Here is a 12,680-nt window from a genome sequence, read left to right on the forward strand (position 1 = left end):
CGGTGGACGAATGACCGCGACGACCCCCGTCGTCGAGGGCGCGGCCACCGCCCCCGGGTCCCGGCCGCGCGGCCGGGAGCGCCCGGGCAGCCGCCTCCACCGCTGGGACCTCCGCTACAGCCCCTACGCGTTCATCGCCCCGTTCTTCCTCTCCTTCACCGCGTTCGGGCTCTTCCCCCTCCTCTACACCGGGTGGACGTCACTGCACCGCGTCGAGCTGACCTCCCCCGAGCGCATGGAATGGGCGGGCCTGACCAACTACGCCCGGCTGCTCGGCAACGGCTTCTTCTGGAACGCGCTGCGCAACACCTTCACCATCGGCGTCCTGTCGACCGTGCCACAGCTGCTGATGGCGCTGGGGCTGGCGCACCTCCTCCACTACCGGCTGCGCGCCGCCACCTTCTGGCGGGTCGCGCTGCTGACCCCCTACGCCACCTCCGTCGCCGCCGCCACGCTCGTCTTCGTCGTCCTCTACGGGCGGGACTACGGCATGGTGAACTGGGCGCTGGAGGCGGCGGGCGTCGGCCCGGTCGACTGGCAGAACGGCACCTGGAGCTCGCGGTGCGCGGTCTCCTCGATCGTGATCTGGCGGTGGACGGGCTACAACGCGCTGATCTACCTGGCCGCCATGCAGGCCGTGCCCGACGAGCTCTACGAGTCGGCGGCGCTCGACGGCGCCTCGCGAGCGCGGCAGTTCCTGCACATCACCGTGCCGGCGCTGCGGCCCACGATCCTCTTCACCGTCGTCGTCTCCACCATCGGGGCGACCCAGCTCTTCGGCGAGCCCCTGCTGTTCGGCGGGGCGGGCGGCCAGAAGGGCGGCGCCTCCCACCAGTTCCAGACCCTGGGGCTCTACCTCTACGAACAGGGCTGGTTCAACTACCACCTCGGGCGCGCCTCGGCCGTCGCCTGGACGATGTTCCTGCTCCTGCTGCTGATCGCCGCCGTGAACGCGCTCCTCGCGCGGTGGCTGGGGAAGGACCGGTGAGAGGGCGACGTGACGACCGGCATCGGTACCGGCATCGGGCGACGGCCGCGCGCGGGGCCCGTGGCGTACGCCGTCCTGACGCTCTTCACCGCCGGCTCGCTCTTCCCGCTCGTGTGGACGGCGGTGGCCGCCTCCGGCGACAGCGCCCGGCTGGCACACACCCCGCCGCCGCTGTGGTTCGGCGGCAGGCTGCTCACCAACCTCGGCACGGCGTGGACCGACGCCCGGCTGGGCCTCGCCCTCGCCAACACCACGCTCGTCGCGGGGACGGTGGCGCTGGGCACGGTGCTCTTCTGCACCATCGCCGGCTTCGCCTTCGCCAAGCTGCGGTTCCGCTTCCGGCGGGCGCTGCTCCTGCTGACCGTCGGCACGATGATGGTGCCGCCGCAGCTGAGCGTCGTCCCCCTCTTCATGATCGTGGCACGGCTGGGGTGGACCGACCAGTTGCGGGCCGTCGTCCTGCCGGCGCTGGTGAGCGCCTTCGGGGTGTTCTTCATGCGGCAGTACCTGATCGAGGCGCTGCCCGACGAGCTGATCGAGGCGGCCCGCGTGGACGGGGCGAGCAGCGTGCGCGTGGTGTGGCACGTCGTCCTCCCCGTCGCCCGGCCGGCGATGGCCGTGCTGGGGATGCTCTCCTTCGTCCAGGCGTGGAACGACTTCTTCTGGCCCGTGATCGCGCTGACCCAGGAGAACCCGACCGTGCAGGTGGCCCTCACCGGGCTCGGCCGCGGCTATGTCCCCGACCAGGCCGTGGTGATGGCCGGGGCGCTGCTGGGCACGCTGCCGCTGCTGCTGGCCTTCACGCTCCTCGGCCGGCAGATCGTCGGCGGCATCATGCGCGGCGCGCTCAAGGGCTGACTCCCCCACCGTTTCCCCCTCTCCTTCCGGAGCGTGCGACATGACCGTGGACTTCCCGCCCGGCTTCCTCTTCGGCGCCGCGACCGCCGCCTACCAGGTCGAGGGCGCGGCCGGCGAGGACGGCCGCACCCCCTCCATCTGGGACACCTTCTCCCGCACGCCGGGCCGGGTGCTCGGCGGCGACACCGGGGACACGGCGACGGACCACTACCACCGCCGTGCCGAGGACGTCCGCCTCATGGCGGAGCTGGGCCTGGGCGCGTACCGCTTCTCCGTCTCCTGGCCCCGGGTCCAGCCCACCGGCCGCGGCCCGGCCTCGCCGCGCGGGCTCGACTTCTACCGGGCACTCGTCGACGACCTCCTCGACCACGGCATCCAGCCGATGCTGACGCTCTATCACTGGGACCTGCCACAGGAGCTGGAGGACGCGGGCGGCTGGCCCGAGCGCGACACCGCCCACCGCTTCGCCGAGTACGCCCGGCTCGTCGGCGAGGCGCTCGGCGACCGCGTCGAGCTGTGGACCACCCTCAACGAGCCCTGGTGCAGCGCCTTCCTGGGCTACGCGGCCGGGGTGCACGCCCCAGGCCGCACGGACGACGAGGCCGCGCTGCGGGCCGCGCACCACCTCAACCTGGCGCACGGCCTGGGCGCTCGGGCGCTGCGCGCCGTGCTGCCCTCGCGGGCCCGGCTGACCGTGGCGCTCAACCCCGCCGCCGTACGGGCCCGTACGCCCTCGCCCGCCGATCAGGACGCGGCACGACGCGTGGACGCGCTGGCCACCCGTATCTTCACCGGGCCCATGCTGCGCGGGGCGTACCCCGAGGACCTCCTCGCCGACACGGCGGCCATCACGGACTGGTCGTTCGTACGCGGCGACGACACGGACGTCATCCGGCACCCCCTCGACGCGCTGGGCATCAACTACTACTCGCCCACAGTCGTATCAGCCGCCACTGACAATCCCCCGGCGCCCGGCCGGCGGGAGCCCTCCCCCTGGCCGGGCGCCGGGGGTGTGGCCTTCCACCGGCCGCCGGGCAAGCTCACCGCGATGGACTGGGCCGTCGACCCCACCGGCCTGTACGACCTGCTGACGCGCTTCGCCCGCGAGGCCCCCGGGCTGCCGCTGATCGTCACCGAGAACGGCGCCGCGTACGACGACAAGCCGGGCGCCGACGGCACGGTCGACGACCCCGAGCGGACCGCCTATCTCCGCGCCCATCTGGAGGCTGTGCTGCGGGCCCTCGGCGACGGCGCGGACGTCCGGGGCTACTTCCTCTGGTCGCTGCTGGACAACTTCGAGTGGGCGTACGGCTACAGCAAGCGGTTCGGCGCGGTGTACGTGGACTACGCCACCCAGGCCCGTACACCGAAGTCCAGCGCGCGGTGGTACGCGCGGGTGGCGCGGACGGGACAGCTGCCCATCGACTGAAGGGCCGTCACGCGAAGGCCCGTCACACGAAGGCCCATCACTCGAAGACGGAGGGCGGTGGGGCGGGCGAGGGCCGGGCGCTCGCGTCGGTGACGGGCTCGGCGCCACCGGTGAAGTCGAGGAGCGGGCGGCCGTGTTCGACCCGTCCCTGGTGGGGGTCGGTGGCGGCCCGGCGGGTCAGCTCGGCGATGGGCAGCTCGTGGTCGGAGGCCAGCAGCACGGCGTTGCCGAAGCGCCGGCCGCGCAGCACCGCCGGGTCGGCGGTGAGGCACAGCTCGGGGAAGACGGTGCGGACGGTCGCTATCTGGGCCTTGAGGTGGGCCAGCGGCGGGCCGTCGGCGAGGTTGGCGGCGTAGTGGCCGCCGGGGCGCAGGGCGCGCCGGACGTCGGTGACGAACTCCGTGCTGGTGAGGTGGGCGGGGGTGCGGGCGCCGCTGAAGACGTCGGCGATGATCAGGTCCGCCCAGCCGTCGGGGATCCTGGCGAGCCCCTCCCGGGCGTCGGTGCCGCGCACCCGTATGCGCCAGCCCGGCTCCAGCGGCAGCTCGGCCCGTATGAACTGGACCAGCGGCGCGTCTATCTCGACGATCTGCTGGGTGGAGCGGGGCCGGGTGGCGGCGATGTACCGGGCGAGGGTGAAGGCGCCGCCGCCCAGGTGGACGACCTGGAGGGGTTTGCCGGGCGGTGCGACGAGGTCGGCGATGTGGCCGAGCCGTCGCTGGTAGGAGAAGTCCAGGTGGGCGGGGTCGTCCAGGTCGACGTGGGACTGCGGGGCCCCGTCGATCAGCAGGGTGCGGCCGCGCGGCCGGTCGCGGTCGGGGACGAGCTCCGCCAGACCGCCCGCCACCCGCACGGATATCGGTTCGGCGGCGCGCCCGCGCCCTTGCTTCTGCTTGCCCTTCGCCACCCCTCCAGTATCGCCGGTGCGGGCGGCGGGCCCACGGGGGGCGCTAGCGGCAGCGGTCGACGGCCTCGATGGTGCGGGCGGCCTCGCCGAGGGCGGCGCGGAGCACGGCGGGGTCGGTGGCGGAGGCGTAGGCGGCGTCGGGGGCGACGAGCCAGCCCGTGCCGTTGACGGGGGGCTCGGCGGCGCTCGTCCGCAGGCCGCGGCCGTAGGTCTGGGTGCAGGCGCTGCCGGGCAGGTCCCAGCCGTCGGCCGTGCCGGGCGGGACGAGGAAGCCGAGGGTGTCGCAGTCGCCGTCGTGGAGGACGGGGCCCACTCCGTCGCGCAGCCGGAGGATGTCGACGGCCTCCAGGCCCTGGCGCGCGGGGACCGTGACCAGGTCGCAGGGGTTTGCCTCGGCGCCGTCGCCTCCGGCCTGCGGCGGGTACGGGGACGTGCTGTGGTCCTGGAACGGCCGCCGCAGGGCCGTCGTCCGCGAGCCGTCGATGTCCACTCCGGCCTCCACCACGGGAAACCCCTCCTCACGCCGTGCCCGACTCCGCGTCGGGATCCACGCCGAGCGCGCTCGCGCTCTTCCGGTTCAACGCGTGGACGCGTCAACGGCTACGGCGCCGTGCCGCCGCAAAGGATGGCAGTTCATGGCGGATGACAGGTGGGATATCCGTTTTGTAGTCAAACCGGATGTAGCGGAATCGCCGCAGCCGGTACGGTCATCACGCCACACGGCAAGCACAGCCGCCCGCCTCGCGGGTTGCCCTCGGGGCGGCTCGCCAGGAGAGGGTCCGGCCATGGCGTCGCCCCACGCGTCCTCGTCACCCCGTCCCAACCTCGCGTTCCGGCAGTTGCGCGGCCCGCGTTCACCAGGGGAATTCGCGGCCGCCGTGCGTCGTGCGGCCCGGGAGATCGGCGAACACGTCTCGTGCGACGCGCGCTACATCGGGCGTGTGGAGTCCGGGGAGATCCGCTGCCCCAACTACGCCTACGAGCGGGTGTTCCGGCACATGTTCCCCGGCCGCGAGCCGGCGGACATGGGCTTCGCCCCCCGCGAGAGCGTGCGTGGCAGGGGGGCGCGCAAGAAGGGCTCCGCGCCGCCCGGTTCATCCGAGAGCCCCGCCGAAAGCCGTACCTCCTCCGGTGCGGCGGAGAGCTCCACCGAGAGCAGCGAGGAGAGCGACGTGTTGCGTCGCGCGTTCATGACCTCCGGCACGGTCGCCGTGGCCGCCGCGTCCCTGGGCGCCGGTCCCCGGGCGCACCGGCGCCACGCGGGGGAGGCCGAGGCGGCCGCCGTCGAACAGGCGGTGCGGCACATCCGGCTGCTCGACGACCGGCACGGCGCGGACGGGCTCTACCGGCGCGCCGCGCGTCCCCTGAAGGCGGCCTACGGACTGCTGGACGCGGAGACCAGACGGCGGTCGGTCGCCGACCGGCTGCACTCCGGCGCGGGCGAACTGGCGATCTCCGTGGGCTGGCTGGCGCACGACTCCGGCCGGTTCGCGGACGCCCGTTCCCACTACGCGGAGGCCCTGGCCACCGCGCGGGTGGCCGGGGACCCGGCGCTGGAGGCGCACGCCTTCTGCAACATGGCCTTCCTCGCCCGGGACGCGGCCCGCCCCCGCGAGGCGATCCGCGCCGCGCAGGCCGCGCAGCGGGCGGGGCGGCGGCTGGGGTCGGCGCGGCTGATGTCCCTGCTGACCCTGCGCGAGGCGGGGGGCTGGGCGCGGCTGGGCGACCGGCAGGCGACCGAGGAGACGCTGGGGCGGGCCCGGACGCTCTTCGGGCGCGGGGCGGCCGAGGCCGACCCGGAGTGGATGACCTTCTTCGGCGAGGCGGAGCTGGAGGGCCTGGAGGCCCAGTGCTGGTCCGCCCTGGGCGACTGGCGGCGCGCGGCGGACCACGCGGAGCGCGCGGTCGCGCTCCAGGACCCGCACTTCGCCCGGAACATCGCGCTCTACACCGCGCAGCTGGCGGGCGACCTGGCCCGGGGCGGCTCCCCGGACGCGGCGGCCGTGGCCGGGGGGAAGGCGCTGGAGTTGCTGGAGCAGGTCCAGTCGGCCCGCATCAGGACGATGCTGGCGTCGACGGCCCGTATGTTGCGCCGTCACGCCTCAAACCCGGCGGTGTCGGGTTTCCTGGGCCGGCACGAGGTGGCCGTGCGGCCGGCTTGAGGGGTGCCCCTGGGCCGTTCGGCACCGCCGGACTCCGGCGCGGTGGCTGATCACCGTCGCGGCGGGGTGGGGTCCCCCTTCCGCCGCGACGGCGGGACGCCCCGCCCGCGCGTCCGGCGGTGCCGAACCGGCCCACGCCCAGGGGGGCGCACCCCGGTGATCCACCGAGCCGTCAGGCGAGGTGGCCCGTGTCGTTCCAGCGCTCGATCGCCGGCGCGCCGTACGCCCAGCCCAGGATGGACAGGGAGGTCGGGTCGAGGCGGATGCGGGAGCCGAAGAAGATGTCCTCGCCCATCCAGCGCGCGGCGATGGTCCGCAGGATGTGGCCGTGGGCGAAGACGAGCACGTCGCGGTCGGCCGAGCGAGCCCACTCCACGACCTCGTCCGCCCGGGCGGCGACCTCCGCCCGGGTCTCGCCCTCGGGAACGCCGTCGCGCCAGATCAGCCAGTCGGGACGGCCCGCCTTGATCTCGGCGGGAGTCATGCCCTCGTAGGCGCCGTAGTCCCACTCCATGAGCGCGTCCCACTCGGCGGCCCGGCCGCCGAAGCCGGCCAGCTCGCAGGTCTCCTTGGCGCGGACGAGGGGGCTCGTCCGGACCTCCACGTCCGGCAGGCCGTCCCACGGGGCGCGGTGCAGCCGCTCGCCCAGCAGCTTGGCGCCGCGCCGCCCCTCGTCGAGGAGGGGGATGTCCGTGCGGCCGGTGTGCTTGCCGGACAGCGACCACTCCGTCTGTCCGTGCCGGGCCAGCAGGATGCGCGGTGCCATGGGGTGAGTCCTTACGAGGTGCGTGCGGTGATGCCTGCGGTGATCTTCGTGCCGTGATCGTGGACCCGGGTGAAAGGCGTGAAGTCGGTCACCTCGGGAACAGGATGAGTTTCGCTCCCCATCATCACTCACTTCACCAACGGGCAACCCTCCGGCCATTCCCGGCGTCTCCCACCCCGCACCTCGGGGTTCGGGTGGACTCACGGGGCGGTGTGCGAGAGATGTGGCGTACACCGTACGGTTGCATATCGCGCTTATTGGCCGCCTGAACACATGGAGAGCGTCCGGATGTACACCGCACCACTGGGGAAGCGGCCGCGCTGGTGGACCGAACTGCCACTGATCGCCGTGGTGTACGGGCTCTACTCGGCCGGGCGGCTGTTGGTAAGAGGCGATGTGCAGTCGGCCGTGGATCACGGCGTGGCGATACTCGATCTTGAAAAAACGTTCCGAATAAACATCGAGCCCTCGCTCAACCGGCTGTTCACCGATCATTCGGCGCTCGGCATACCCGCCGACTTCGCCTACGCCGCCCTCCACTACCTCCTCACCCCCGCGCTCCTGGTCTGGCTCTTCAGGCGACGCCCCGACCACTACCGCCGGATGCGCACCTGGCTGATGATCTCCACCCTCATCGGCCTCATCGGTTTCACCCTCCTGCCCACCTGCCCGCCCCGCCTCCTCGACCCGTCCTACGGCTTCGTCGACACGATGCGGCAGTACTCCGAGTACGGCTGGTGGGGCGGCGACGCCAGCGCCCCGCGCGGCCTGGGCGGGCTGACCAACCAGTACGCGGCCATGCCGAGCCTCCACGTGGGCTGGGCCCTGTGGTGCGGCGTCGTGCTGTGGGCCCAGGGCCGCACGGTCTGGACCAAGGTCGCGGGCGTCGCCTATCCGCTGCTGATCACCCTCGTGGTGATGGGCACCGCCAACCACTACCTCCTCGACGCCGTCGCCGGCGCCGCCGTGATGGGCACGGGCTTCCTCCTCGCCCGCCCGGCGCTGCGGCTCGCCGAACGGATCCGCGCCCGCCTCGCCCCGGCGGCACCCGCCGTACCTGCGGAAACGGCCGTGGCAGCGGCGAATGTCAGTGCCGGGTGCGAGACTTCGGCGGGTACAGCGGGTACTGCGCCGTCCCGGGTTCGCCCGGGGGCGCCGGAGAGACTTCGCGAGGCGGACGCCAGTGACCAGATCCCCCGACAGCCGGCCCGGGGCAGGGCCGGGGACAGCCGCACCGACGGCGCTGCGACAGCGGCTCGCTGAGCTGCGCGGCCCCTCCGTCGCGCCCGTCCCGCTCGACGCCCGCGCGCTCGCGGCGCTCGCCGCGAACCCCGGCTGTCACCGCCGCGCCCTGCTCGACGGGGCGGGGGTGGACAAGGCGGCGCTGGCACGGGCCGTGGGCGCGCCCGTGACGTTCGGGCAGTCGCAGTTCGCCTTCGTACGCGGCCATTCCTTCGAGGCCCGCGTCAAGTCCGACGGCGGCGCGGAGCTCGTCCGCCTGCTCCACGACCGGCTGGCCGACGGCTCCCCCGCGCCCGGCCCGGGCTCCGTGGACACGCCCGACCTCTCCGCCACCGGGCTCCAGGGCCGTACGGCGCGCACGGCCCTCGCCCTGCGCGAGGCGACCGCCGCCGGGCGGTGGGCCGTGCTGGACCACCCCCTGCTGGCGCTCACCGTCGCCGGGACGCCGGCGTATCTGGAGCCGGACGCGATCGTCGTCCATCCCGACGGCGGCTGGACGGTCGTCGAGATCAAGTCCTTCGCGATGATCGACGGTTCCGCCGACGCGGCGAAGGTCGGCGCGGCCGCCCGGCAGGCGGCGGTGTACGCGCTGGCGCTCGAGGCCGTGGCCGAGCGGATGGCGGAGGGCGCGGCGGCGGTGCGCGAGCAGGCCCTGCTGGTCTGCCCGAAGGACTTCTCCAACCTGCCGGCCGCCGCCCTCGTCGACCTCCGCAAGCCGCTGGCCACCACGCGCCGCCAGCTGGAGCGGCTGACGGGCGTGGCGGAGATCGCCGCCGGGCTCCCGGAGGGCACGACGTTCGATCTGTGCCCGGCCGACGACGGCCGCACCCCCACCCGGCCCGCCGACGAGCTGGCCGAGGCTCTGGACGCGGTCGCGGCGGCGTACGCGCCGGAGTGCCTCGCGGCGTGCGAGCTGGCCTTCCACTGCCGGGCGCGGGCCCGCGCGGCGGACTCCGTGCAGACCCTGGGGCGCGGCGTCCGCGCGGAGCTCGGTGGCCTGACCACCGTCGCGTCCGTCCTCGCGGCGGCCGCGGGCGAGGCCGGCTCCCCCGACGACCCGGCGGTCGCGGCCCTCCGCCGCGCGTCCGCGCTCCGCGCGGAGGCGCTGGCGCTCGCCCCGGCCGACGAGGGCGCCCTGGCCGGGGCGGGCCGGTGAGCCGGCGGCCCTGGCCGGCGGATCGGCCGATGCCCGCCGGGCACCGCCGGCCGGCGCGGCGCGGGCGGAGCGCCGTCGCGGCGGAAAGAAGGGAGCAGCCCCCATGTCACTGATCAGTACCCTCGCCCGGATGGAAGCCGTGCGGGACGGGCGGGCGCGGCCGGTCGTCACCGTGCGGCACCGGCATGTCGCCGAGCGGCCGTGTGTGTTCGTGCCGTTGACGACCGCCGGTGAGGCCGGTGCGCCGCTCGGGGCGATGGTGGGCACGGAGCGGGACGCGCCCCGGCTGCTGTTCGTGGCGCAGCCGCGCGACAGGGATCTGCGGTCCGCGTTCCTCGCCGAGCTGGCCGACGCGCTGCTGCCGTACCTGGAGGAGTTCGGCGACGCCGTCGAGCTGGAGCAGCGCAAGGAGACCGACCCCGGCACGGGGAGGAAGGTGCCGGTCGAGGTCGAGCTGTGCGCGGACGCCCCGCAGCTGCTGGTGCCGAGCGCGGCGGGCGTGGAGTACGTCCGGCTGCTCGGCCGGTCCATGCGCTTCCGCCGCACCGCCGAGCAGGACCCCGACGCGCCCCACCCCGCGCCGCCGCGCGTGCCGATGCTGGGGCGCTGGCTGACGCACTTCGGGGAGCGCGCCCGGGTGCCCGGGTCGTCGCTGCTGCTGGCGATGACGCAGGTGCTGGGCCGGCACTGGGCGACGGGCCAGAGCGTGCTGGAGGACCAGCACCTCGGTTCCCTGCTCGCCTGGATCGACCCGCCGCAGGGCGTGCCGGGCCCGGAGGCGGCGCTGCGCGCGGAGCTGGCGCGCGGGCCGGACGGGCTGCTGGTCCACCCGCCCGCCGGCCCGGCCACGGACCCGGTCTTCGACAACAAGCGGCTGGCCCCCGCCGTCGCCCGCTACGACCGGGCCCGCGCGGCCGTCCTGGAGGCGTCGGCGCACCGGTTCGCGCCCGCCCGGGCGGAGCTGGCCGCCGCCGAGAGCGAGATCCGCGAGCTGCTGGCGACGCAGCTGCGCCCCACCTGGGACGCCGTCTGGCACGGCGTCGACCTGCTGCGGACGCTCCCGGAGGGCGCGCGGGTCGCCGAGCGCTGGAAGCGCGACCGCTGGTCGTACACCGCGCACCGCGACCGCGTCCGCGCCGGGGAGCCGCCGCAGCCCCGGCGGGACGACGCGGTCACGGCCGCGCGCAAGCTGGCCGCCCGCGAGAGCGCGCAGGCGCAGCTCGACGCCCAGGAGGCGCTGGACGACCCGCTGGTGATGGCGGGCCGGCGGCTGGCCGGGGAGGCGTTCGCGGGGGAGGTCGCCGAGGTGGTGATGGAGTACACCGAGGCCAAGGTGCCGAGGCCGCGGCCCCTGGTGACCGTCCGCACGGCCGACGCGCCGCTGCTCGCGGAGGGCGTCGCGCTCCACCGCGCCCTGCCGGACGGCAGATCGCAGAGCGCCGAGTTCGTGGCGTACGACCCCGCCGGCCCCGGTATTCTGACCGTGCGGCTGACCGGTGGCATGGGGCGCGGCAAGGTGCCCGACGCGGGTTCCGTGCCCGAGGTGGGCGATCGGGTGTGCTGGACGCTGTTCGAGCACGCGCCCCGGGGCGGCCCCGAGCTGCCCGACCCCGAGCGGACGCCCTGGACCCATGGCGGCCCGCCCGCCGAGGGCCCGGCCGAGGCTCCCGACCCGGTGACCGCGGAGGATCTGCTGTGACCGTTCCTTTGGCGCGCGAGCGCGCCTTCGACCCCGCCGCGGCGGCCAAGGCGGCCACGGACGCGATCCTGCGCGACACGCTGCACGGCCCGCACCGCGGCGTCGTGGTGGATTCGCCGCCCGGCGCGGGCAAGTCGACGCTGGTGGTGCGGGCGGCCCGGGAGCTGGCCGCCGCCGGCCGCCCGCTGATGGTCGTCGCCCAGACCAACGCCCAGGTCGACGATCTGGTGCTGCGGCTGGCCGAGCAGGATCCCGGGCTGCCGGTGGGCCGGCTGCACAGCAATGAGCGCCACCCCTACGACCCGGCGCTCGACGCGCTCGACTCGGTCGTGACCTCCGCGAAGGCGGCGGATCTGGCCGGGCTGGACGTGGTGATCTCCACGGCGGCGAAGTGGGCGCACACCAAGGTGGCCGAGCCCTGGGGGCACGCGATCGTCGACGAGGCGTACCAGATGCGCTCGGACGCGCTCCTGGCGGTGGCGGGGCTGTTCGAGCGGGCGCTGTTCGTGGGCGACCCGGGCCAGCTGGATCCGTTCAGCGTGGTGGGTGCGGAGCAGTGGGCGGGGCTGTCGTACGACCCGTCGGCGAGCGCGGTGAGCACACTGCTCGCCCACAATCCGGGGTTGCCGCAGCACCGGCTGCCGGTGTCGTGGCGGCTGCCGGCGTCGGCGGCGCCGCTGGTGTCGGCGGCCTTCTATCCGTACACCCCGTTCCGCAGCGGCACGGACCACGGCGACCGGCTGCTGTCCTTCGGCGTGCCCTCCGACGGCTCGGGCCCGGACCGGGTGCTGGACGAGGCGGCCGAGTCGGGCTGGGGCCTGCTGGAGCTGCCCGCGCGGCACACGCCGCGCACGGACCCGGAGGCGGTGGGCGCGGTGGCGCTGGTGGTCCGCCGGATGCTGGACCGGGGCGGGGCCGTGACCGGCGAGCGCTCGCCGGATCCGGCGCCGCTGACCGCGGACCGGATCGCGGTGGGCACGGCCCACCGCGACCAGGCCGCGGCCGTCCGGGCGGCCCTTGCGGAACAGGGGGTGACCGGGGTGACAGTGGATACGGCGAACCGGCTCCAGGGCCGTGAGTTCGACGTGACGGTCGTGCTCCACCCGCTGTCGGGCCGCCCGGACGCGACGGCGTTCCACCTGGAGACGGGTCGCCTGTGCGTGCTGGCCTCACGGCACCGGCACGCGTGCGTCGTGGTGAGCCGTGCCGGCGTCGACCGCCTGCTGGACGAGCACCCGTCGACGGAGCCGGTACGGCTGGGGGTGACGGTGAAGTTCCCGGACGGCTGGGAGGCGAATCACGCGGTGTGGGCGCATCTGGCCGAGCACCGCGTCCCGTGGCGGCCGTGAGCCGGGGCCCGGGCCGAGCCCGTTCGGAGCCCGTCCGGTCAGCGCTGTCGGGCGTGTTCAGCGGCGTGTCGGGCGGTGTGGGGCGTGGGGGCGCGGCCCGGGGCGGGGCGGGGGCGCACTTGCG

The 12,680-nt window shown here is 75.0% G+C and carries 11 protein-coding genes; 8 read left to right on the top strand and 3 right to left on the bottom strand.

Features of this window, described 5'->3' with window-relative positions:
- The first annotated feature begins 10 nt into the window (after nucleotides 1–10).
- Genes IE096_RS17185 through IE096_RS17195 form a run of 3 tightly spaced genes read left to right on the top strand, consistent with a single transcriptional unit; the run spans nucleotide 11 to nucleotide 3,275 of the window.
- Nucleotides 11–988 (top strand): carbohydrate ABC transporter permease, encoded by a 978-nt coding sequence (locus IE096_RS17185; protein ID WP_189452555.1) that lies wholly within the window; start codon nucleotides 11–13, stop codon nucleotides 986–988.
- Between the two features lie 9 nt (nucleotides 989–997).
- Complete coding sequence (locus tag IE096_RS17190; RefSeq protein ID WP_189452557.1) at nucleotides 998–1,846, top strand: carbohydrate ABC transporter permease; 849 nt, start codon at nucleotides 998–1,000, stop codon at nucleotides 1,844–1,846.
- 40 nt (nucleotides 1,847–1,886) lie between these two features.
- Nucleotides 1,887–3,275, top strand: a complete 1,389-nt coding sequence (locus IE096_RS17195) for a GH1 family beta-glucosidase (protein WP_189452559.1) — start codon at nucleotides 1,887–1,889, stop codon at nucleotides 3,273–3,275.
- Nucleotides 3,276–3,312: 37 nt separating this feature from the next.
- Here IE096_RS17195 and IE096_RS17200 read toward each other — a convergent pair whose 3' ends face one another.
- Nucleotides 3,313–4,182 carry a spermidine synthase gene (locus tag IE096_RS17200; protein WP_189452561.1) on the bottom strand — a complete coding sequence of 290 codons (870 nt, stop codon included), beginning with the start codon at nucleotides 4,180–4,182 and terminating at the stop codon, nucleotides 3,313–3,315.
- A 43-nt stretch (nucleotides 4,183–4,225) separates the two neighbouring features.
- A complete protein-coding gene (locus IE096_RS17205) occupies nucleotides 4,226–4,687 on the bottom strand; it encodes a hypothetical protein (RefSeq protein WP_189452563.1) in 462 nt (153 codons plus the stop codon).
- Nucleotides 4,688–4,967: 280 nt separating this feature from the next.
- Here IE096_RS17205 and IE096_RS17210 point away from each other — a divergent pair, with 280 nt between their 5' ends.
- Nucleotides 4,968–6,344: an NsdA family TPR-like regulatory protein gene (locus tag IE096_RS17210; RefSeq protein WP_189452564.1), complete on the top strand. Its 1,377-nt coding sequence runs from the start codon at nucleotides 4,968–4,970 to the stop codon at nucleotides 6,342–6,344.
- Nucleotides 6,345–6,516: 172 nt separating this feature from the next.
- Here IE096_RS17210 and IE096_RS17215 read toward each other — a convergent pair whose 3' ends face one another.
- The gene (locus IE096_RS17215; RefSeq protein ID WP_189452566.1) at nucleotides 6,517–7,110 is read right to left on the bottom strand and encodes a histidine phosphatase family protein; all 594 of its coding nucleotides are present in this window, start codon (nucleotides 7,108–7,110) and stop codon (nucleotides 6,517–6,519) included.
- 288 nt (nucleotides 7,111–7,398) lie between these two features.
- Between IE096_RS17215 and IE096_RS17220 the strand changes: the two genes are divergently transcribed.
- The 4 genes from IE096_RS17220 (at nucleotide 7,399) to IE096_RS17235 (ending at nucleotide 12,556) form a co-directional block, all read left to right on the top strand.
- Complete coding sequence (locus IE096_RS17220) at nucleotides 7,399–8,373, top strand: phosphatase PAP2 family protein (RefSeq protein WP_229820261.1); 975 nt, start codon at nucleotides 7,399–7,401, stop codon at nucleotides 8,371–8,373.
- The gene (locus IE096_RS17225) at nucleotides 8,294–9,508 is read left to right on the top strand and encodes a hypothetical protein (protein ID WP_189452570.1); all 1,215 of its coding nucleotides are present in this window, start codon (nucleotides 8,294–8,296) and stop codon (nucleotides 9,506–9,508) included. Before IE096_RS17220 ends, IE096_RS17225 begins: the two co-directional genes overlap by 80 nt.
- 103 nt (nucleotides 9,509–9,611) lie before the next feature.
- On the top strand, nucleotides 9,612–11,207 hold the full coding sequence (locus tag IE096_RS17230; RefSeq protein WP_189452572.1) for a hypothetical protein: 1,596 nt from the start codon (nucleotides 9,612–9,614) through the stop codon (nucleotides 11,205–11,207).
- The gene (locus IE096_RS17235; RefSeq protein WP_189452574.1) at nucleotides 11,204–12,556 is read left to right on the top strand and encodes an AAA domain-containing protein; all 1,353 of its coding nucleotides are present in this window, start codon (nucleotides 11,204–11,206) and stop codon (nucleotides 12,554–12,556) included. The genes IE096_RS17230 and IE096_RS17235 overlap by 4 nt, the downstream gene beginning before the upstream one ends.
- Nucleotides 12,557–12,680 lie beyond the last annotated feature (124 nt).

The organism is Streptomyces abikoensis (assembly GCF_014648775.1).
GTDB classification, from domain to species: domain Bacteria; phylum Actinomycetota; class Actinomycetes; order Streptomycetales; family Streptomycetaceae; genus Streptomyces; species Streptomyces abikoensis.

Coding starts and splice junctions, on each gene's coding strand:
- IE096_RS17195 (WP_189452559.1), top strand. CDS start 1,887: ATGACCGTGGACTTCCCGCCCGGCTTCCTCTTCGGCGCCGCGACCGCC.
- IE096_RS17215 (WP_189452566.1), bottom strand. CDS start 7,110: ATGGCACCGCGCATCCTGCTGGCCCGGCACGGACAGACGGAGTGGTCG.
- IE096_RS17220 (WP_229820261.1), top strand. CDS start 7,399: ATGTACACCGCACCACTGGGGAAGCGGCCGCGCTGGTGGACCGAACTG.
- IE096_RS17210 (WP_189452564.1), top strand. CDS start 4,968: ATGGCGTCGCCCCACGCGTCCTCGTCACCCCGTCCCAACCTCGCGTTC.
- IE096_RS17230 (WP_189452572.1), top strand. CDS start 9,612: ATGTCACTGATCAGTACCCTCGCCCGGATGGAAGCCGTGCGGGACGGG.
- IE096_RS17185 (WP_189452555.1), top strand. CDS start 11: ATGACCGCGACGACCCCCGTCGTCGAGGGCGCGGCCACCGCCCCCGGG.